General features: G+C 53.2%; 16 protein-coding genes. 6 read left to right on the top strand and 10 right to left on the bottom strand.

Annotation, left to right across the window (positions count from 1 at the left end):
• Window positions 1-226: 226 nt before the first annotated feature.
• The 3 genes from EGT51_RS00515 (at window position 227) to EGT51_RS00525 (ending at window position 4,466) form a co-directional block, all read left to right on the top strand.
• Window positions 227-1,111, top strand: a complete 885-nt coding sequence (locus EGT51_RS00515; RefSeq protein WP_135366847.1) for a hypothetical protein — start codon at window positions 227-229, stop codon at window positions 1,109-1,111.
• Between the two features lie 450 nt (window positions 1,112-1,561).
• On the top strand, window positions 1,562-2,065 hold the full coding sequence (locus tag EGT51_RS00520; RefSeq protein WP_135366848.1) for a MarR family transcriptional regulator: 504 nt from the start codon (window positions 1,562-1,564) through the stop codon (window positions 2,063-2,065).
• A gap of 484 nt (window positions 2,066-2,549) precedes the next feature.
• Window positions 2,550-4,466, top strand: a complete 1,917-nt coding sequence (locus EGT51_RS00525) for a M13 family metallopeptidase (RefSeq protein ID WP_179951119.1) — start codon at window positions 2,550-2,552, stop codon at window positions 4,464-4,466.
• A gap of 101 nt (window positions 4,467-4,567) precedes the next feature.
• On the opposite strand, the gene EGT51_RS00530 is transcribed toward EGT51_RS00525, so the two are convergent.
• The 10 genes from EGT51_RS00530 to EGT51_RS00575 form a co-directional block, all read right to left on the bottom strand.
• Window positions 4,568-5,155 carry a cob(I)yrinic acid a,c-diamide adenosyltransferase gene (locus tag EGT51_RS00530; protein WP_135366850.1) on the bottom strand — a complete coding sequence of 196 codons (588 nt, stop codon included), beginning with the start codon at window positions 5,153-5,155 and terminating at the stop codon, window positions 4,568-4,570.
• 102 nt (window positions 5,156-5,257) lie between these two features.
• A complete protein-coding gene (gene nrdJ, locus EGT51_RS00535) occupies window positions 5,258-7,507 on the bottom strand; it encodes a ribonucleoside-triphosphate reductase, adenosylcobalamin-dependent (protein ID WP_135367055.1) in 2,250 nt (749 codons plus the stop codon).
• Window positions 7,508-8,317: 810 nt separating this feature from the next.
• On the bottom strand, window positions 8,318-9,331 hold the full coding sequence (locus tag EGT51_RS00540) for a LacI family DNA-binding transcriptional regulator (protein ID WP_135366851.1): 1,014 nt from the start codon (window positions 9,329-9,331) through the stop codon (window positions 8,318-8,320).
• Window positions 9,332-9,444: 113 nt separating this feature from the next.
• Window positions 9,445-10,908: a UDP-glucose--hexose-1-phosphate uridylyltransferase gene (locus EGT51_RS00545; RefSeq protein WP_135366852.1), complete on the bottom strand. Its 1,464-nt coding sequence runs from the start codon at window positions 10,906-10,908 to the stop codon at window positions 9,445-9,447.
• A 2-nt stretch (window positions 10,909-10,910) separates the two neighbouring features.
• Complete coding sequence (gene galE / locus EGT51_RS00550; protein ID WP_135366853.1) at window positions 10,911-11,912, bottom strand: UDP-glucose 4-epimerase GalE; 1,002 nt, start codon at window positions 11,910-11,912, stop codon at window positions 10,911-10,913.
• Between the two features lie 268 nt (window positions 11,913-12,180).
• Window positions 12,181-13,350 (bottom strand): galactokinase, encoded by a 1,170-nt coding sequence (locus tag EGT51_RS00555; RefSeq protein ID WP_135366854.1) that lies wholly within the window; start codon window positions 13,348-13,350, stop codon window positions 12,181-12,183.
• Window positions 13,351-13,522: 172 nt separating this feature from the next.
• The gene (locus tag EGT51_RS00560) at window positions 13,523-14,962 is read right to left on the bottom strand and encodes a glycoside-pentoside-hexuronide (GPH):cation symporter (protein ID WP_135366855.1); all 1,440 of its coding nucleotides are present in this window, start codon (window positions 14,960-14,962) and stop codon (window positions 13,523-13,525) included.
• Window positions 14,963-15,022: 60 nt separating this feature from the next.
• Entirely contained in the window at window positions 15,023-15,265 is a 243-nt protein-coding gene (locus tag EGT51_RS00565; RefSeq protein WP_125574986.1) for a hypothetical protein, read from the bottom strand.
• A gap of 350 nt (window positions 15,266-15,615) precedes the next feature.
• Window positions 15,616-17,349, bottom strand: a complete 1,734-nt coding sequence (locus tag EGT51_RS00570) for a phospho-sugar mutase (protein WP_135366856.1) — start codon at window positions 17,347-17,349, stop codon at window positions 15,616-15,618.
• Between the two features lie 207 nt (window positions 17,350-17,556).
• The gene (locus tag EGT51_RS00575; RefSeq protein WP_135366857.1) at window positions 17,557-18,579 is read right to left on the bottom strand and encodes an aldose epimerase family protein; all 1,023 of its coding nucleotides are present in this window, start codon (window positions 18,577-18,579) and stop codon (window positions 17,557-17,559) included.
• A gap of 252 nt (window positions 18,580-18,831) precedes the next feature.
• Here EGT51_RS00575 and EGT51_RS00580 point away from each other — a divergent pair, with 252 nt between their 5' ends.
• The 3 genes from EGT51_RS00580 to EGT51_RS00590 are packed head-to-tail and all read left to right on the top strand — an operon-like array spanning window position 18,832 to window position 21,734.
• Window positions 18,832-19,953: an acyl-CoA dehydrogenase family protein gene (locus EGT51_RS00580; RefSeq protein WP_135366858.1), complete on the top strand. Its 1,122-nt coding sequence runs from the start codon at window positions 18,832-18,834 to the stop codon at window positions 19,951-19,953.
• Between the two features lie 10 nt (window positions 19,954-19,963).
• Window positions 19,964-20,755: an electron transfer flavoprotein subunit beta/FixA family protein gene (locus EGT51_RS00585; RefSeq protein WP_135366859.1), complete on the top strand. Its 792-nt coding sequence runs from the start codon at window positions 19,964-19,966 to the stop codon at window positions 20,753-20,755.
• Window positions 20,756-20,768: 13 nt separating this feature from the next.
• Window positions 20,769-21,734: an electron transfer flavoprotein subunit alpha/FixB family protein gene (locus tag EGT51_RS00590; RefSeq protein ID WP_135366860.1), complete on the top strand. Its 966-nt coding sequence runs from the start codon at window positions 20,769-20,771 to the stop codon at window positions 21,732-21,734.
• Window positions 21,735-21,916: the final 182 nt, after the last annotated feature.

Genomic DNA, 21,916 nt, shown 5'->3' on the forward strand with positions numbered 1-21,916 from the left:
ATCCATGTGGTATCGTTTTCCACAACTTCATCATAACAATTCTGGCCAGTCCCGGGAAGTCTTTTGCTTGATTTATCACGAGATTTTTAGGCTTCCTGGCGAAATGTTAGCCAATTCTCATAGTCCCCCTCAACGAATTGGGGACTCGGATTTTGTTCCTACAAAATGCCCCAGATTGTGGTAAGATGGGTCAAGTAAAATTAATCACTGAGGGATGGATATCAATATGAAGAAAATTCTGTTGGGCGCCCTGGGTCTGCTTGCCTTGACCCTTGCCGGCTGCTCGAACAACGCACTCACGACGAACAAGACCAGCTACCACCCAACGGCTATGACCGCGGTGATTAAAGGCAGTGCCAAAACGAAGACGGTGGCCTACCGCATCAACGGTGGCACCACCCACCACGTCAAGACCGATGGCGGAACCTACTTCTTCCAGGTCCCGGCCGCAACGAAAACTCAGACGGTCAAATTAACCGCCGGCAAGGCCACCAAGACGGTCACGGTCAAACCAGTCACGGCCTTGGCGACTTATAAGACCTTTGCGGCCAAATACAACCAGATGGTAATTGCTAGTCATTTGCCAACCAAAGTCCAAAAACAACTGCAACAGGCCCAAAAGACCCAAGCGGCTACGAAAAAGAAGCTAGCCGCACTGGCCAAGACGGACCCGAGGGCTGCCGCAGCGGCGGCACAGCAACAACAGGCGGCTGCTAAAAAACTGCAAGCGCAAATGGCCACAGCTAAAAAGCAGGCCAAAGACGACCTCTTCCCCACCACGACAAAAGACGGCTTGAAAAACCTGGTCGACACCCAGGACGTGACCGTTCGTGGCAACGTTCAGGACGGCAAGCTGATGGGCTTGTCCCTCATCGTTCCCACCAAGCAAATGAAGACCAAGGCCGGTCAAAAGGCCTTTGGGACCACCTTTGCCTTGCTGGGCACCACGTTAAAGGCCAAGCCGAAAGTCGTCATCAACAAGTTTGAAAAGGTCTTGAAGGACGCCAAGAAGAACAGCACCTCTACCAATACCAAGACGATTCGGTCTAACGGGATTCGCTTCAACACAGGCTTCTCCACGGACCATTTGTACATCTACATGACTAAGTAACCCTTGTTGCTGCGAAGCCTCATAGTGGGAACTGGCCGCCTACAGCTCACCAAATATGGGTTGGAACGCGGTGGGACGGGCCGAGCCTGCAAGACGGTCTCGGCACCTCGCTTTGAGCCGAAGTTCACGTCTCAAAGACGCCAACTCTATTGACAACTTGTAAACCAAATCACTATTCACTGACCCAAACGAGACACGGCATTTCGCCGGTCTCGTTTTTTTGACGATTCAGATGTCCAACTAACACCTTTAGTTGTCGTAAATTCACTTACTTTTTTGCGTCTGAATACAAGCTGACTTATCTTATCCACTGTCTTCAAGCGCAATTATTTTCATCCCCACTCGTCAGGCCGCATAATAACGGTATGCTGAGTTAGTGAAGATGAGCCGTGATTTCCCAAGCCAACTTTGCTAAGGCGGCAACATTCGTTTTTCTAGGGGGAGTTTTTTATGCAAAACGAAGAAAGAGTATTTGAGACGTTTCTTCGGCAGTATCGCGAAATTTTTCGGGTGCTGATCAACGCGGCTGAACAAATTACCAGTCAGTATTCGGTGAGCTTCGAACAATATTTGTTGTTAAAACAAATTCATGAACAACGTAATATTACGTTAAGTGAACTGGCTGATTCAACCCGGACGACCCGTTCCGCTGCGGCTCGTAAGTTGCGGGCACTGTTACTGGACGGATTCGTGGAACAAGAGGCAAAGATGGACGACCGGCGGGTCAAGTACCTGCGGCTGACCACCAAGGGGGCCAACGTGGAACACGATATCCGGCAAGCCTTTCTGCAAAGCGCCACTACCTGGGAGGAAATTCCGTCCAACTTGAGTGGCAAGGACATCAATGAATTCTTCACGCAATATCAACAAAATATTGCGATTTGGGACCGGACACGGCCGAAGTTCCGTCGGCCAGTACTCCGGGCCAAGAAAAAGACTGCTGGCAACCATTGAAGATTCAGTGGCCGCACACGAATACCCAAGAGCGTGCGCCAAAAGGCGATTAGTCGGCGAGCATTAAGGCTGCTAACCGAATAATCCCGGTGTTGGATTGTTTGGTTAGCAGTTTTAAGCGGAACCGGCTACCTTTTGGCGCACGTTTCAGCTATGTAAAGGGTGACACGAACGAGCCTGGGAGGTTTTGTCCAGGCTCGTTTGTTTTACCCCGGGTGACCGGTAGTGACTTGTCCGCGACGTGGGTTGAACTGGCCGCCTTGCCGTTACGCGACAGCCAGGTTGGCACGCTGAGGCAGGACGGCTCAAGGTTACTCCCCTTCAACCCGTGATTTACCGCCCAATTGACCACTTTATGAGAATTTCGTGATAAAACAGTTTTCTTTTCGCGTTGAAAGGGTTAACCTGTTGATAACAAATAGTTTTTAAGGAGGATTCTTGTATGCGACTTGATAATTATTCGTCTAACCAAACACTCCCAACCATGGCGAGCGGCTTTCCGGTGGACACCGACCGACTGACCGATGACCTCTACGAAGCCGTCAACGGCAAGTGGGCCGAGCAAGCCACCATTCCGGGTGACCACTCCTCAACTGGGGGTTTCATGGACCTGGTTGACAACATCGAACACACCTTGATGGCCGACTTTGACGACCTGTTGGCGGGCAAACTCACTCCAGGTAACGCCGAAATGGGCGAGTTCAAAAAGCTCTACACGTTAGCCTTGAACTTTGACCAACGCGAAGAAAACGGCGTGGCTCCACTGAAACCTTACCTGGAGAAGATTGAAGGCCTCCGTGACTTTGCCGACCTGAATGCCCACCTGACGGAATGGTTCCTGACGGGCTTATCCACGCCGGTCACCATCAGTGTGGACCCGGACATGAAGGACACCGACCACTACGCCCTGTACCTGGACGCGCCTAGCCTGATTTTGCCTGACAAGACCTACTACGCTAAGGATAATCCGGCGGCTAAGCAACTCCTGCCGATCTTCACCACGACTGCCGAAAAGCTCTTACAACTCTGTGGCTACAGTGCCGACCGTGCCCAGACCATCGTGGCCCAAGCCAAGGCCTTCGATGCCCAAATTGCGCCTCACGTCAAGTCCGCTGAAGAATCCGCCGACTACGTTAAGATGTACAACCCATTCCCACTGGCCGACGTCGATGCCAAGACGACGCAACTGGATCTGACTGGTGCCATCAAGGGCCTGATCCACGACGCCCCTGCGCAAGTCATCCTGCCACAGCCAACCTACTTTGACGCCTTAGACAGCCTGTTGACTCCAGACAACTTTGAAAATCTCAAGAGTTGGATGCTGGTCAACACCGTCTTCGATGGCACCGGCGCATTGACCGAAGAATTCCGTCAAGTCGGTGGCACTTATCGCCGTGCCCTGTCCGGCCAAAAGGAAGCCCGTTCCCAAAAGAAGGCGGCCTACTACCTGGCAACCGGCACCTTTGGGCAAGTGGTCGGTGACTACTACGGCCGCAAGTACTTTGGGGAAAAGGCTAAGGCTGACGTGCGCGACATGGTCCTGAAGATGACGGCCGTTTACCAACGCCGCTTGAAGACCAACACCTGGTTGAGCGCCGCTACACGGGAAAAGGCCATCGTCAAGCTGCAAAAACTGACCATCAAGGTGGGCTACCCCGACGAGATTGACCCACTCTACCAGCAATTCAAAATCGATGACCACGCCTCATTATTTGAAAACCTGCAACACATTTCTGAAATTGCTATCAAGCACCACTTCAGTCGTTGGGGCCAACCCGTCGACCGTAAGCGTTGGGACATGAGCGCCAACACGGTTAACGCCTACTACTCTCCCGACAACAACGAAATCGTCTTCCCGGCGGCCATCCTGCAAAAGCCATTTTACAGTTTGGACCAATCCAGCAGTGCCAACTACGGGGGAATCGGAGCCGTTATTGCCCACGAAATCTCTCACGCCTTTGACAACAACGGGTCGCAATTCGATGAGTTCGGGAACATCAACAACTGGTGGACCGACTCAGATCTGGCCCACTTCAAGGACCTGGCTCAGGCCATGATCGACGAATTTGATGGCATCGACTTTGCCGGCCAAAAGGTCAATGGGAAGCTGACCGTTTCCGAAAATATCGCCGATGCCGGTGGATTGAGCTGTGCCTTAGAGGCCGCTAAGTCCGCTAGTGAAATCGACCTGAAAGCCTTCTTCATCAACTGGGCCAACGTTTGGCGGATGAAGGCCACCACGGAATACATGCAACTGTTACTGTCGATCGACGTTCACGCACCGGCCAAACTGCGGGCCAACGTGCAAGTCAAGAACCTCGACGACTTCTACACGACCTTTGACGTCAAGCCAACGGACAAGATGTACCTGGCGCCTGACAAACGGGTCAAGATTTGGTAATCCACTGCGATTGCGAATAAGAAAAGGGTAACTGTGAAATTTTCTCACAGCTACCCTTTTTGTTTTGGCTTGCGTTGCGGACTCACCCGCAGCAATCCCGCTTAATCCTTCGCTTGCTTCTCCGCTCTCGCCGCGCGCCGGGCCGCCTTCTGTTCGGCCTTGGCCTTGTTGCTAGGCACCTCTTGATAGCCGTCCAAATGGTTGACGTAGCGGGCCATCGCAAATAAATAATCCGATAAGCGGTTCAGGTACTTCAGGATGGCCGGTTCCAGCGGTTGTTCTAAGTTCAACGCCACCGCCGAACGTTCCGCACGCCGGGCCACCGTTCGCGCGTATTGGAGCTGGGCGCCCGCCGTGGAGCCCCCGGGCAAGATGAATTCAGTCAGCTCTGGCGTATTGGCCATGAAATAGTCCACCCGTTCCTCTAAGTGGGTGGTGTCGGCCAACGTGATCTCTTGATGGCGCTTCACGCTGATGTCGGCCTCCAGCATGTAGAGCTTGCGCTGAACCTCACTCAGTTCGTCGACCAGGTCCGGATGGGCACTCAGGCTAGCGACCACGACGCCCAGGTAGGATTGGAACTCGTCAATATCACCCAAGGTCACGATTTGGGCATCGGTCTTGGAGACCATCTTGCCGCTGACTTGCTTGGTCATACCTTGATCGCCGACCCGTGTATAAATTTTCATAATTTCGTTGCCACCTTCGTTAAATGATTTCGCTTACACTTTGATAATACAAGAAGCATTGACCAGGTACAATCAATGCTTCAAAAAATAGCGATTTAATTTTTACCGGATTGGGCAGGCGCCACCGGCACAGTCAGATTGGTCGACCAGCTCGATGTCCTTTTGGTCATGGTTACCGGTCATGGCCGCAAACGTTTCGGCGACGTCAGCGGTGATTTCTGCGCGCTTGGCGGCGTAGGTATCGGCCGTGATGGGTTCCTTCGGTGCTTGCTTGAAGTCGGCGCCACTGTATGGCAACAGGGACGTGGACTTGATGGTGTTGCGGTATTGGAGCAACAGGTCGCTGATTTGGTCGCCCTCTTCTGGTTGGAAGGTGATGGTGCAGCTGACCGCGTTGTCGGACCAGTACGTTTGCAGGAAGGCTTGGGTCGCAAATTGTTCAGCGATCGACACTTCCCCGGCGGACGCAAAAGCAGCGTTGTCGGCGTGAGCGGCCTTCACTGGGAATTCCACGCACATCGTGTTTTGGCTGTAGACGTCGGGTTCGACCTTGTAGCCACTAGCCTCCAGAGCTGGCAACAAGGGATCGCTGTCCTGGAAACGAATCCGTTGAATCAGGTAACGGGCGTAGTGGAAGTGCATCCCCTCGGAAACGCCGGCCAACTTGGCCACTGTCCCGGAAGGCTTGACCGTCGTGTGCTTGATGGACGGTTGGCACCCCAGCGTGTCGGAGTACTCCTTATCGGCCTGCACCACAGCATCGTACAGTGCACTGAACCGCTGAACGGCCGCCTGATTGTAGATCGGTGCCATGAACGTCTTGCCCGTTTCCGCATCATGCTTGGCTTCAAAGCCCGTGACCACGCGTTGTTTGAAGGTCTTTAAGATCCAGTCTTGAATCCCGGACATAGAAACGCCGATCCGCCGATTCTTTTGAATGGCGTTACGAGAGACTTCCCAGTCGTAGTGGCTAAACGTGACTCGCTTGGTGTACCGGGCGCCCAAGCCAAAGGCGTCCTCGAGTTGCCAGCCCTGTTCTTCGGCCACGCTCGGGAAGATTTCAAATAGGTTGCAAGGTTCCCCGTTGCTCAAGGAAATTTCCCCACACGGGTTGGTCCCTTCAACGGCCTCATCAATGCCTTCTTGACGGCCATCGATCAAGCGGCCGTAGTCGCGAGACAGGCCCAGGTTGACGATGCCGGGTTCTCCGTTGTGTTGGATAGAGTCGGCGATGGGCTGGTAGTCGGTAAACGCACTGTCCACGGCCACACTGTTGTTGGACGCCCACCGGTGATGGTAAAGCTTGTCCTTGTCTTGCTTCATGGTAATAAAATCATCGTCTTCGGCACCACCCAGCGCTAATTCAGCGGAACGGCGCACGTTGCCGGCCACGACGGTCTTACCGATCATGTTGCCCATATCCGTGCAGTCCACGGCGGTCAACTTGCGGCCAACCGCGTCGTTCAAGATGGTGTTGATGTCAAAGAGCATTTCGACCAATGGCATAGGACCAGAAGCCGTCCCCCCGAAGCCGTGGATGGGCGCATCCTTGGGCCGAATGTCGCTGATATCCAAGACGACCTTGGTCTTGCCATCGGGGTTGGTGCTGTCAAAGTGCGCATCGATCATGTTGGCGTTGGCCAAGACCCAGCCCTCGCGCGTATCCGGCAAGCGGTAGTAGCGCGCATCGGCCAGGGAGTGGCTGTGCATCCATTCCGAGCGATCCACAGCACCCAATTTGACAGACGCGTCGTAGGACTCGCTTTCGGCATCGATGACCACCGTCAGGTCCACGGCGTTGTCAACTTCTGGCATTTGGCTCACGTTGTCTGGCGTCACGGAGAAGCCGACACCGCCACCCTTCATTAATTGGTCGAACATGAAGGAAAATGGCATGGAAGCAGCGACCTGTTGGGGTTTGAGATAGCTGGGAACGATATGGCTATCTCCGTATGGTTGCGGCCGCACGGCGATGAACCAGCAGTTGTTCAAAGCATCCCCATTACGATGTTGATAGTCGGTCCCGGAGATCCACAGGTTCCGGCCAGAAGGCGTTGCGGCCAGGCCGTAGATCAAGCGGAATAATTTTTGCGCTTCTTGGGTCAGATCGGCGATAACTTGCGGATCCACATCCTTGGCCTGTAGCCGGGGGTCCAAATTGATATTGCCTTCGACCACCCGTTGGACCGTTTCCGGCCATTCTTCATTGCGTTGTTGATCCGGGAGCCAGCGAGCGTAGGTCCGCTTATAGGTCACCCAGCCGAGTTCACCCCAATGTGGTGTTACCTCATTTTCTGTTTTGGCGATAAATTCTGGCGTCAGCCGTACTGGCGCAGCGGTTTCTACGTTCATCATAGCAATCTCTCCTGTCCATAAAGTCTATACCAGATATAGTAGCGCATTCGCCAGGCAAATACAATATATGGTTAAATTGAATTGTCCCTAGACATTTTCCGGCCAGCCGTTAATAGCAAATCTGAGCCAAAATGCAACTTTTTTCGTCCGCCCAATTAATTGTAATTGGACAATTCAGCCGTTTCCCGCCAGAACGCGTCAACCAGCCGAGACAAACCACCGACACCCGGCGGTAGTAAACTACCCGCAGTCCTGGCCAATCAAGTTGGTGAACCAGCCGCGAGTGAAATTAAAAAATTTTAAGTCTGGTCGGTCAGTGACCCAACCGCTCCAATTTTGCATGGTCACCCCATATCTAGGGGGTCGCTCCTAACAGTCACTACTTCTAGTGGTTAAGACTGGGCTTCCCTGCCGTCAAACAGCCCGCCACTGGCTCTGACAAGCCGTGAGTCGCTTAGTCGTCCCCAATGCGGGTGCTTGCCTGGACTAGAGAGATCAGGGCCAGGGGCGCCGCTGAGGGGGATTGTGGCATGGCCGTGAAGTGGTTGGTTGATATAATTTTATTTATATAATTAACACCATTGACTTTCTTGACTGGATATGAGAAAGTAGCTGTACCACCAATACAAAAAAGCCCGGACCTGCAGTCCAGACTCTCTGTCAACTCAAATTTAATTCGTCCATAACGCCGTCACTAAGCGTGCAGTTCACGCATTATCGAGACCGCCTTTCGACCGTTCCCGCCCGGATTGGGCAAACGGTCGGCGGCCGGCCTCAACCTGACACTGTCGCTCATTCACTTCATCATTATGACTCGCGCGTGCTCTCGCGCAACATCAGCTCAGTCCCCACAGTAACCAACTGTGGTGTAGTCCGACCAGTCTGCAAACGGTTTTCGACCAAGTCCACCGCCGTTGCGCCCAACAGTTCCGTGTTCACGTGCACACTGCTCAACTCTGGGAACACGTACTTGGCAATCGTGGTGTCATTGAAGCTAAAGAGACTCACCCGTTGTGGCACGTCAATGTCGTTTTCGTGCAATGCCTTGAGAGCCCCCGCTGCCATGGGATCATTGGTGACGAAAAATGCGCTCGGTAGCTGATCCCCCAACTGGGCAATCGCCGTTTGCATTTCCTGATACCCGGAGTGATTCGTGTAATCACCGGCAAAGGTCAAGTCGGGATTGAAGGCTTGCCGTGCCGTCATTTCCCGTTTGAAAGCCTTGTAGCGGGGATCCGTGACTTCTAATTTACCGTCCGTGGTCCATTCGGAACCGTACAACAGGCCAATCTGGTCATGACCCTGCTTGGCGTAGAAATCAATCACTTGTTCCACGGCGAACCGGAAGTCCGTGACCACACTGTCGTAGCCGTGACACAGCTGATCTTGGTCCACAAAGACCAGGTTCGGCGTCAACTGGGCCAGCGCACTGACCTGTTGATCACTGAATTTACCGATGGCCACAATGGCGTCGACGTCTGGGTCAATGGCGGACAGATCATTTTGAAAGGTCCGGGTCGCTAAGATGCGTCGTTCCTCACAGCGCTTTTCTAAGCCCAACCGAATCGACATGTAGTACAAATCATCCAGTTCTTTGGTTTTCGAATACCACTGGACGATGGCAATCTTCAACTGCTTGCTCGGTGTCGCCGTGCGCCGTTTCATCTTCGTGTAATTCAGCTCTTCAGCAACCTCAAAAATCTGTTTGCGGGTCGCTTCACTCACGGATAGCGTCCGGTCATAGTTCAAGACCCGTGACACCGTCGCCAGCGAAACCCCCACAGAATTGGCAATATCCTTTAGCGTGGCTGCGATTGCCATCACCCCCTTCATCTTATTTTAGCATAATACGTCACATGGGGTTGCTGCCGCTGGGCACGGCGATTGCCATCCCCAGCCACGACAACCCCATGGACCAGAAGCTTTCATTCAGGTTAAATTTGGGCAATAAACTTGTCCAAGGCCGCTTGGCCCGTTGCGTCTCGCTTGAAGACCCCGGCGTCGGCCAGAACTCTAGCGAAGACGTTACCGATTTCTTGGTGCAAGACCTCAGTGACGTTCTCTGGCGTCAACTGGTGGTTTTGCTTGATCTCATCGGCCCAAGCCTTGTGCATGTCCGCAATCTCATTGGGCTGATCCAACAAGTACTTGGTGACTTCGGCCATTTCTGCCTTCAGTCGGGCTGGTAAAATCGCACGGCCCATGACTTCAATCAACCCAATGTTTTCCTTCTTGATGTGTTGGACATCCTGATGCGGATGGAAAATGCCATCGGGGTACTGCTTCGACGTCTGGTTGTCTCGCAAGACCAGATCCAAGACGTAGTCCTCACCGTCACGGTACGCGATTGGCGTAATCGTGTGGTGTCGGGTGTCCCCGGTGTAGGCGCGCACGTCAACGGATTCATCGGAATAACCGATCCAGCTGTTCAACACCTTGGTAGCGGCATTGATCAGTGGTTCCGGTTGACTCCCGGTCAGCCGAATATCGGTCATTGGCCAAGCCACGACCCCCGCCGTGACGCCGGCAACGCCCAAGTCAATCTTGCGGTCGATGGGTGCCTTCATCATTGGGAAGGTGTGCTTGCCACCTTGGTAGTGGTCATGCGTCAACATGGACCCACCCACGATCGGCAAATCGGCGTTACTGCCGACGAAGTACGTTGGCAGCGTCCGAACAATTTCCAACAGGTTGGTAAACGTATGCTGGTTGATGATCATTGGTCGGTGTTCCTTGGCCAAGAAGATGGCGTGTTCGGAGAAGTAAGCGTACGGGGAATATTGGAAGCCCCAGGTCTCGCCGCCCAGCGTCATCCGAATGATCCGGTGATTGCTGCGGGCGGGATACCCCAAGCGGCCCTCGTACCCCTCGTTGGTCATGCATAACTGATCCAACGGGTAACTGGTATTCTTGCTCTTCAACGCAGCGGCAATCGCCTTGGGGTCCTTTTCAGGCTTCGACAGGTTGATGGTAATTTCTAATTCACCAGCTGGTGTCTGCGCCGGAAAGACCACGTTCTTGGCAATATTGCGCGTCTTAATGTAGTTGTTGGCCTGGCTTAATTGATAGAACCAATCCGTCGCCTTGCTGGGACTGGCTTGATACCGATCCCAAAAGCCGCGGTTCACTGCGGATGGCAGTGGCGTCATGAAGTTCATCAAGTCGGCTTCCAAGATTTCCTTGGGACTTGGTGAGTCTTCAATCTTGCCGTTAGCGACCGCCGTTTCGATCATGGCATTGACCAGATCGATCGGTTCATCGGAGGCAGCCGCCCGAGCTACCCCATCGCCAATCAAGGCAAAGATGCGGTTCGTGACGTACTGCCGGTCCAGCTCCGTGTAAGGGGCTGGGGAGGCAACGACGTGATCAATGAAAGTTTGAATTGTGTCTTTAGCCATGTTTACTTCGTCTCCCGATCATTGTAGCCTTGTGGATGCGTTTGCTTCCAGTTCCAGGCTGTGCGAATAATGTCTTCCACGTTGTCAAATTGTGGTTGCCAGTTCAAGACTTCGCGAGCCTTGTCACTTGCGGCAATCAATGTGCTTGGGTCACCAGCCCGCCGTGGGGCCATCTTGGCAGGGATTTCCTTGCCTGTGACCTTGCGAGCGGCTTCCAGCATTTCCTTGTTGGAGAACCCGGTTGAAGACCCGAGGTTGAAGGCGTTACTGTCATGACCAGCCTTCAGGTATTCTAAGGCCAAAATGTGGGCGTCGGCTAAATCAACGACGTGTACGTAGTCCCGCACGTTGGTACCGTCCTTGGTAGGGTAATCGTCACCGAAGATCGACAATTCCTTGCGTTCGCCAGCAGCGACTTGCAAGATAATTGGGACCAAGTGGGTTTCGGGATGGTGGTCTTCACCAATGCTCCCGTCTTCCTTCGCACCGGCAACGTTGAAGTAGCGCAAGGCCACAAACTTGATGCCGTAAGCTTGGTCGGACCAGTGCATGATCTTTTCCATCATTAACTTACTTTCACCATAAGGGTTGGTTGGAATTTGCGGATCCGTTTCCTTGATTGGAATCTGTTTAGGTTCGCCATAAGTTGCGGCCGTCGATGAGAAGACGATGCGCTTAACATTGTGCTTGTTCATGACTTCCAGCAAGGAAACCATGCCGGCCGTGTTGTTGTCGAAGTACTTCAATGGCTTTTCCATGGATTCTGGGACCACGGAGAAGGCAGCGAAGTGAATGACCCCTTCGATATCTTCCTTATCAAAGACGTCGTTCAAGAACTTTTGATCCCGAACATCGCCTTCGTAGAAACGCGCCTTGGGGTTCACTGCGGCCCGGTGTCCCGTGACCAAGTTGTCGACAACGGCAACGTCATAACCCTTTTGTACCAAACGATCGACGGCGTGAGAACCGATGTAACCGGCACCACCTAAGACTAAAACTGTCATTGATCAATTCCTCCTCAATTATGTAACATCGCGGACCGCTTACGCACGGCGCCGCAATATCAGTTTAAACTGGTTGATTATTATTGTTAAGGCCTGGCGACTAGTGACGTTAATGCTCGCTGCCTAATCGCCCTGCGTACCACTCTATTGAAACGTGCCACTACCGGGCAGGCAGTTCCGCTTAACCCCACTAAACCAGAAATCAAAAACCGGGATTTCCGGCTTAGTGACGTTAATGCTCGCTACCTAACCGCCCTGCGTACCACTCTTACTTCGTTAATTCCTTAGGACCGTCCGCGATTTCAGCGACGTAGAATTCTGCCTTGTGGCCGATGGTTTCTTCGTAGACCTTGCCGACCTTTTCTTCAAAGTCCTTGACGTTTTCCTTCTTCACGATGGCAATGGCACAGCCACCGAAGCCGGCACCCGTCATCCGGGCACCCAAGACACCTGGTTGTTGCCATGCGGTTTCTACCAGAGTATCCAGTTCCTTACCCGTAACGGCGAAGTCGTAGTTCAAGGAAATGTGAGAAGCGTTGACCAAGCGGCCGAAGCTTTCCAGGTCATTGTTTTGCAGTGCCTTGAAGGCCTTCAATGTCCGTTGGTTTTCGAAGACGGCGTGACGAGCACGCTTGATCAAGGTTTCGTCGTTGATCAGGTAAGCGTTTTGGTCGAATTGGTCTTCGTCCAGGTCACCCAAGGTCTTGATGTCCAATTTCGTTTGCAGGCGCCGTAAGGCTTCTTCACATTGGGCCCGCCGTTCGTTGTACTTGGAGTCGGTCAGTTCCCGCCGCTTCTTGGTGTTCATGATAACGACCACGTTGTCGCCCAATTCTAGCGGCGCGTATTCGTAATCCATGGTGTTGGTGTCTAACAAGATGGCTTGGTCTTTCTTACCCATGCCAATGGCGAATTGGTCCATGATCCCGGTGTTTAAACCGAAGTAATCATTTTCAACTTGTTGGCCCACCTTAACCATTTCGACTTCATCCAACTTCATGCCGTAAGCCGCATGCAGAATCTCGCCCATCAACATTTCCATGGAAGCGGATGAGGATAAGCCAGAAGCATCTGGTAAGTTACCGTGGACGAAGAGGTCAAAGCCATGGTCGATGGTTAAGTTTTGCTTAGCCAGCTCGAACAACATCCCTTTGAGGTAGTTGGCCCAGTTGTCAGCCTTGTCAAATTCCAAATGGTCCAGTGAGAACGTCAACATCCCGGCGTCCGGCACGTTGGCTGAGTAAACCCGGAACTGCTTGTCATCACGCGCTGAGTAAGCGGCGTAGGTACCCATGCTGATGGCAGCTGGGAAGACGTGGCCACCATTGAAGTCGGTATATTCACCGATCAAGTTGATCCGACCGGGAGAGAAGAACACCCGTTGTGGTGCGACATCAAATTTTTCTTGGTATTCAGTTGCTAAGCTGGCGAAATCCATGGCGATTAACTCCTTAATAAATTTTTAGTAAAACTTTACTGTAATTATCATAGTCGCTTTTCGCGGCATTGTCAATGATTTTGTGAAGCGCTTTCTTACTAGTCTGGCCTGGCATCTAAGCACCCCACCCTACACAAAAGCCCCAGGCATTTATCCTGAGGCTCAATTTTAACTAGTTGTTAGATTCAGCCTTTTCTTCAGCTTCTTCTTCAACTTTTTCTGTTTCCAACTTGCTTTCCAATTCCTTAACGATTTGTGCGTGACGCTTTTCAGACAAGGTAACCTTGAACTGGTAGATCAAAGCGGACACAACCAACAGGATCATTGGCATGTAGAAGATGAAAGAGTGGAAGATAAACATTCCGTGGGCGGTAATGTCACTAGGCTTAGCGTTACCAGTCATCCCCGCGTGAACGGCGGCAATAACCACGATCCCAGTGGAGAAGGCCCCGGCTAACTTATCGATCAATGGCCGAACGGACAACGTGACGGATTCGTTCCGTGTCCCGTTCTTCCATTGCCCGTATTCCACACTATCGGTGATGGTCATCAAGGCGGCCAAGAAGATCATAGGGTATGGGAAGAAGAAGATGGCATCGGCAATGTACATCACGAGGGCGCTGTCACCAGCGAAGTTGAACAGAATGTAACCGACTAACATCATGCAAATCCCACCGACGTAAACTCCACGCCGCGTAATTTTCGAAACGATGATTGGGAACAATGGCACGGACAGAATCCCCAGAATGGCGGTAACCACCCCAATGACACTGTAAGCACCGGCGTTACCAATGACGTAACGGAAGTAGTAAATCAACAGTGAGTTCGTGACCACGTAGCTCAAGGCAAACAGAAGGTAAGACAACCCTAACCACATCAATTGGTCATTTTCACCAATGACCTTGAAGACATCGCGGAACCGGGTCCGTTCGGTGTTTTCCCGAATCAGACTCTTTTGTTCCTTGGTTCCAAAGAAGGTGGCCAAAGCCCCTAACAGAGAAACCAGCCCGATAACTGTCGCAAACCCTAACCAACCGGCACGGGTCTGCGTACTGCCGTGAGTACCAGAGAATTGTTGTGAGAAGTAAACAACCAATGGGGTAACGACAATGATGACCCCTTGTGAACCTAAGGTAGAACCGAAACGACCGACCGTCCCGAACTTGTTACGAACCTTGGTATCAACACTCAAGGCTGGCAACATGGACCAGAACGAAATATCTTTGAATGAATAGAAGATATCCATGATGACGAAGACGATTCCGAAGGCCAGGAAGTAAATCGAGGTGTTGGAGTCCGCTAAGCCAAACAGGCTAGAGAACATCAGAATCAAGCCGACGGAACTGACAATGGCCCCGGCCAGCAACCAAGGTTTGAACTTCCCCATCTTGGTATCGGTATTATCGACCATCCCCCCAATCATGGGGTCAAAGGCGATTTCAATCAACCGAATAACCACAACCATCGTGGTAACGATCCCGGCTTCAGCCGCTGAACCTTTACCCACGAACAAGGCACTGGTAACAAAAATAGCAAAATAAGTATTAAGTGTTGCGTAGAAGGCATCGTGTCCGAATGCCCCTAAAGCATATGAGAGATATTGCTTAATCATTGTGTTCTTCCACACCTTTCAACGGGAACTTGTCTAACAATTAACGGCCACCAGTTATGTCTAGTGATACCGGCGTTCAATGATCTTCGATAACACGTCTTCCCGTTGTTGTGCCTTAGCCATATCAAACTGGGATTCTTCCAGCTTGTTGAAGTCTTGTGCCAATAACGTGGCTTCCAGATAAAGAGTCAGTTGCCGTTTGATGTACAACTTATTTTCTTCATCAGGATACTGTGCGTTACCACCCAAAACTGCCGCAGCGAACTTCGCGGGGTCCAACGTAATCTTGTCATTCTTAGCCATTTGGAAACACCTCTGATTTCTAAAAATAGAATAATAACAAATTTCGGTAAAATCGCGCTTGCCTTTAACTAAAATGTAAGCGCTTTACAGTCATTATTCTAAGGACCTGTCCGGATAAATGCAACCTTTTTCATTGTGAATAAAGTTCTAAATATCGCTTAATCACGCAACTGTAAGCGATTGCAACCGGTTGTCTTTTCTTGATAAAAAATTTAGTAAAGGTCCTGGTAAATCCCGAATGTTCCCGGAGTTTGCGGTTATCGTGTAGCCACTGACCCTTGGAAAAATTTTGTAAACAAAAAGCAGTCGGCGAGGATGTCCCCACCGGCTGCAATCAATACACTCTTAAATTACTTAACGGAATCCACGTACTGCTTCAAAGCCGTTTCGTATCCGGCTAAGCGCTTTTGAGCTGCGGCGTCCGTTTGGTCACTAGTCCCAATGTAGAACTTGACCTTGGGTTCAGTCCCGGATGGGCGAATGCAGATCCAGGTGCCATCGCTCAACCAGTACTTCAAGACGTTGGACTGTGGCAGATCAATGGTGCTGGTCGTGCCATCGGCTGTGGTCTTGGTGCTAGTCGAGAAGTCTTCGACCGTTTCAATCTTACTATCGGCAAAGGACTGCGGCGCATTTTCCCGGAATTCGCTCATCAAATGGGCCATCTGGTCGGCCCCATCGACGCCTGGGAATTCCTCAAACGTGGTCTTTTCGGCAAAGTAGCCGTAGGTCGCGTAGAGTTCTTCAATGCCGTCGTAAAGCGTCATGCCGCGTTGCTTGTAATCGGCAGCGACTTCGGCCAACAGCACCGTGGATTGAATGGCATCCTTGTCACGGACGAATGGCTTGATCAGGTAACCGTAGCTTTCCTCAAAACCAAACAGGAAGGTGTGGTCGCCGGTCGTTTCGTACTCGTGAATCTGTTCGGCGATAAACTTGAAGCCGGTCAGGACGTTCTTCATTTCCACGCCATAGGCCGCCGCAATCTTGGTGGCCAGTTCAGTCGATACGATGGACTTGACCACGCGGCCGTTAGCCGGCAGTTGGCCAGCTTGCTTGCGGGCCTTTAAGATGTAAGCCAACAAGATCGAGGCAATCTGGTTCCCCGTCAACAGTTGGTAGTCGCCATCGGGTTGACGCACGGCGGCGCCCAACCGGTCAGCATCGGGATCGGTGGCGACTAGCAGGTCAGCGCCCTCCTTTTTCCCAAGGGCAATCGCCATGTCAAAGGCCTGGGCGAACTCAGGGTTCGGGAAAGGAACCGTTGGAAATTCGGGGTCGGCGATAGCCTGTTCCGGCACCATGGTAAAGTTCTGGAAGCCCGCTCCCCGTAAGGCGCGTTCACCGATGACTTTCCCAGTCCCGTGCAGTGGCGTGTAGATCAACTTCATGGTCTTCCCCACGGATTGGACCAGGTCGTGGTTGATGGTGACGCTCTCCACATTTTGTAAATAAGGTTGGTCGACGTTTTCACCAATGATCTGTAACGTCTTGTCCGCGCGCAAAGCCTGTTCATCGGCCACGGCAATGGCGAAGACGTCCTTGGCTGACCGGACGAAATCCGTGATCATGTCTGAGGCCTTCGGTGGCATTTGCCCGCCATCGGGACCGTAGATCTTAAAGCCGTTGTATTGCTTCGGGTTGTGGCTGGCCGTGATCATGATGCCCATGGCCGTGTGCAGGTGCCGCACGGCAAAGGACAGTTCAGGGGTCGGCCGCATGTCGTCGAAGACAAAGCTGGGGATGTGGTGTGCGCCCAAGACGTGTGCCGCTTCGTGCGCAAATTCGCGAGAGTGGTAGCGAGAGTCAAAACTGATGGCCACCCCTTGTTGCTTGGTGGCGTCGTCCAAGGTGTCCAAATACCGGGCCACCCCTTCGGTCGCTTGGCGCACGGTGTAGACGTTCATTTGTCCAATTCCGGGACCCATAACGCCGCGCATCCCGGCCGTCCCAAAGCTCATTGGCGCGCTAAAGGCCGCCTTCTTGGCGCTATCGTCATTGGCGATGGCATCCAAGTCATGTTTAATGTAAGGAATCATCGTTGGTTGTTGTTGCCAAACTTGATAATTATCTTGCCAACTCATTGTACAATCTCTCCTTGTTTTTTATGTTTATTGTTGATAACCGCCTGCTCTGAGGGGCGCTGCTCGCCGAAAAAGCGGGCTACCAATAGACCTACAGCCACACCCCATCATAGCATGCTCTCAGTCAATACTAAATCAGGGGCACCCGTCACCGGTCAAATCGTTAACCCACTTATCCACCGGTGGCGTGTTACTTAGGTCGAGCGTTTATTTCCGTACGTACTGGTAGCTGATAAAGTGCGTGACGGGTTGGTTAGCGGGTAAGATGACGTCGCCGAAGTCTTCATGGTGAATCGCATCCGGCAAGGTCTGGGCCTCCATGGCCAGCGCGTTGTAGTCCCGGGCATCGGCGCGCTTGGCGTCCGTTGGGTTGGCCGTGAAGACCACTAACCCATTGCGGTCAGAGAAGACCTGCACTTCGCGGTGGCCGGCTTCATCCCCGACCGTGGCGATTGGCGTATCCTTGCTAGGTTCCACGACGAAGGCATCATCGTATTCGACCTGCCCCGTTTGATGCAACTGGTCCAAGCCATCCTTGATGGTCCGTGGCTTGCTGAAATCGTAGCCGGTGCCGGCCGTCTTGGCCATTTCGCCCGTAGGAATCTTTTCACCGTTCAAGACCAACCGCTTGTCACCGGACAATTTCAACCACTGATGGTCCAAATCGTGTTGGCCGTCGGTGACGTTGAAGTAGGTGTGGATCGTCGGGTTGAACAGCGTGGCGGCGTCACTCTTGGCGTCAAAGGTAATGTCCAACCGGTTTTCTTCCGTCAACGTGTAGGTAATGGTCGTCGCCATGGTGCCGGGGTACTTGTCGTCGGCCTCCGTAGACGTGTGGGTCAAGACCACGCTAGCCGTGTCGGCCGTCTGCGTCGTCGTAGCGTCCCAGTTGGCAAAGGTAAAGCCGTGAGGACCCCCGTGACTGGCGTTAGGCTTTTCGTTTTGGTCAAGGTGGACGGTCTTGCCGTCGAGGTCAAATTGCGCACCGGCAATCCGGCCAGCGACCCGGCCCAAGGCTTGGCATAAGTAGTACGGGTTGTGATCGTAGCCTTTTAAGTCCGGCAGGTTAACGATCAATTGATGGGTCTGACCATCTTCAACGACGCTAAATTCTTGTAAGGTCGCACCCCAAGTCAGGACGGCCACGCGGGTCCCCTGCTGGTTGGTCAGTAAGTATTTCGTGACTTCTTGCTGGTTCAACGTCCCAGCGACACTCTTCGTAATTTCCATAAATGTTGCACCTCCATAATAGAATCCGCTTTCATTGTAACCTAACTGCGGCGTGAGCACCAACATTTTTACTAAATTTTTCTAGAACTTTTACCAATCGTCATGCCTGACGAGAATCCATTTTATTCCTATTAGGCATGATGGATATTCAACAATCATAAACTTTCACTGGACTTATCAATTGATTATCCGCTATACTGGCCCCAATCGTGCAGAACTACACAATTCGTGTTCAATAAGGAGGAAATATTTATGCCATCTACAACTGCTGCCGCCGAGAAGCTTTTGCTTCAAATGGTCGACGACTATACGCAACGGGAAATCAGTCCCCAAGATATGGCCATGGATGCCGCGGGTGACTTCCCTGAAGGGTTTCTCGCCAAGCTGACCGAGACTGGATTTCTCGGCATCATGCTACCCCAAGAATTCGGTGGCGCCGGCTTTGGGCCCGAGGTCACGGCGACGGTCTTGAACCACATCGCCCGGGGCAACGCCAGCACAGCAGTCACCCTGGAAGGCCATTTCAAGACGATTGATCAGATCTTAAAGTTCGGGACCCCAGCGCTGCAGAAACAATTACTGCCGAGCGCGACCGAACGGATCTTTGCCTTTTCCATGACCGAAGCTTCCGGGGGATCCAATCCGATGGGCATCAGTTCCACCGCTACTCGTGAAGGAAATCACTGGGTCTTAAACGGCGATAAGATCATGATCACCAACGGCGGGTTGGCCGAGGTCTACTGCGTCTTAGTCAAGACCGCGCCTCACGAATTATCTGTCTTCGTGGTCGATCAAGACATGCCCGGGTTCTCCTTTGGGAAACGTGAAGACTTCATCGGCCTGCGCGGCACCCCGGTCGGCGAAATCGTGATGGACCACATCATTGTCGACGATGACCATTTGCTGGGAAAAGTCGGTGACGGTGGTCTTATTGGTGATTCCGCCCACGACGACGCCCGCATCTTAATGGGGGCGGTTTTGACCGGCATCATGGAACACGAATTAAAAATTGCGACCGACTACGCCAAGGAACGTAAGGCCGGCAACACGCCGTTGACCGACCTGCAAGTCACCCACCGCAAAGTGGCTGACATCGCCTTGCGCAAGGAAACGACCAAGTTGTTGTACCAACGCGCCGCACAACTCAAGGCCGCTGGGCAACCGTACAGCGAAGAAGCCGCGATGGCCAAGGCCCACGGTTCCCGGGCCGCCGTTAGCGCCGGTGACGACACGCTCCAGATCCTGGCCGGCTATGGCTACAGCCGTGAATATCCGGTTGAACACCTGATCCGCGACGCCCGGGCCATGGAGATCGCAGAAGGCACCGTCGAAAAGATGCGCTCCGCCATCGCCACCGCTGAATTTAACAAATAGGAGGTTCCCCATGAAAATTGTGGTTTGTATCAAACAAGTTCCCGAAACCAACGACGTCAAAATCGACCCGGTCACGCACAACCTGGACCGGCGCGGTCTGGCGGGCGTGATGAATCCCTTTGACAAGAACGCCATCGAACTGGCCTTGACCTTAAAAGATAGCCGTGACGACGTGCAAGTCGCTCTGCTGACCATGGGACCCGACGACTACGCCGAATCCCTGCGTGAAGGCATGGCCATGGGGGCCGATGAAGGCTACCTGTTGTCTGACCGCGCCTTTGCTGGGGCCGACACCCTGGCCACGGGCTACGTGATTGCCCAGGCCTTGAAGAAAATTGGCGACGCCGACCTGATTTTATTTGGTCGTCAAGCCGTCGATGCCGATACCGGTCAGGTGGGGCCCATCGTAGCCGAATTTCTCCACCAACCGCAAATCACCTACGCCGCCAGTCTGCGACTCAGTGGCGCCAACGAGGTCACGGCCGAACGCCTGTTAGAAGACACCAAGCAAACGCTAGTCGCCCAACTGCCCGCCGTTGTCAGTGTCCGTAGCGAACTCAATACGCCCCGTTACCCCACGCCGCGTAACATTCAACTGAGTTTCGCCAAGCCACTGACCGTTTGGCACCATGATGATTTGGACCTCGACGATTCGCGGTTGGGGCAAGCTGGTTCACCGACCATCGTCACCAAGGTCTACGCGCCAGAACCCGTTAAGCGCGAATTGACCCCACTGACCGGGACGCCAAGTGACGCCGCCAGTCAACTGATCACGGCCCTGAAGAACCGGCAATTAATCTAAGGAGGAAGCTGCTATGTCAAAACCAGAATTATGGGTCATTGCGGAACGCCGCTTAGATCACGTGGAACCCACGACCCAACAATTGATTACCAAGGCCAAAGGATTAGCCGGCGACCATTTCAGCGTCGTGACCATCCTACTAGAAGCCACCACCGATCATTTGGAAGATGAACTCAGCGTTTACGGCCCAGATGAGATTCGCATCGCCCGCGACGACCGCTTTCCGACCGCCACGGACGCCGAACTCGCCGACGCCATCAAGCAGTTGGTCGATCAATACCAACCCAACTCGATTCTCTTCGGCGCCACCATCACCGGCCGTTCGATTGCTCCCCGGCTTCAAGCTAAGCTCCAGACCGGCTTGACGGCCGACTGCCTGGACCTGCGTTTCGACGACGAGACCCTGGTCGCCACCAAGCCTTCCTATGGGGACAACATCATGTGTGAAATCATTTGTCCCGACCACCGGCCCCAAATGGCCACGGTCCGGCCCAACACCTTCGTGGCGGCGCCGGCAGCCGGTGCGGCCACGGTGACGGACAGTCCTGTGACCTTCCATCCCGTTGACCGCCTCCACGTCACGGCAGCCACACCGGTGGTCAACACGGCCACCACGGTCGGCGATGCCAGTCGCGTTGTGGCGTTAGGTCGTGGTGCGGCTAGTGCGGCCACCATCGACAGCGCCACGAAGCTCGCGGAAAAGCTCGGCGGTCGCATCGGGGTCTCCCGGCCACTGACGGACCAACCGCGCTTCACCCACGACGACCAAATCGGCCAGAGTGGTAACACCATTCACCCCGAACTGATCGTCAACTTCGGGATCAGCGGCGCCGTTCAGTACCTGGTCGGCATGCAAGATTCCCAGACCATCGTTGCGGTCAACGCCGATGAAAATGCGCCGATCTTTGACGTGGCGGATTACGGCTACGTCGGCGATGCCCAGGCCTTTATGACGGCTCTGCTGGCGCAATTCAATTAAATTTAGATACATTGGCGAAACCAGGTGCCTGCGTCAGCTAGGGGTTCCGCCTGCTATGGGGACCACCTGCAGCCCAGAAGCGGGCTTCCGGTTCGCTTCAAAGCCTCGCAAAAAGCGCGAGTCTCTGAAGTCGTCCCGCCCAGTAACCTGGCCAAAAACGCCAGCTAACTGGGCCGACACAG

Source organism: Levilactobacillus suantsaiihabitans (genome assembly GCF_004745505.1).
In the GTDB taxonomy this organism is placed as follows: Bacteria; Bacillota; Bacilli; order Lactobacillales; family Lactobacillaceae; genus Levilactobacillus; species Levilactobacillus suantsaiihabitans.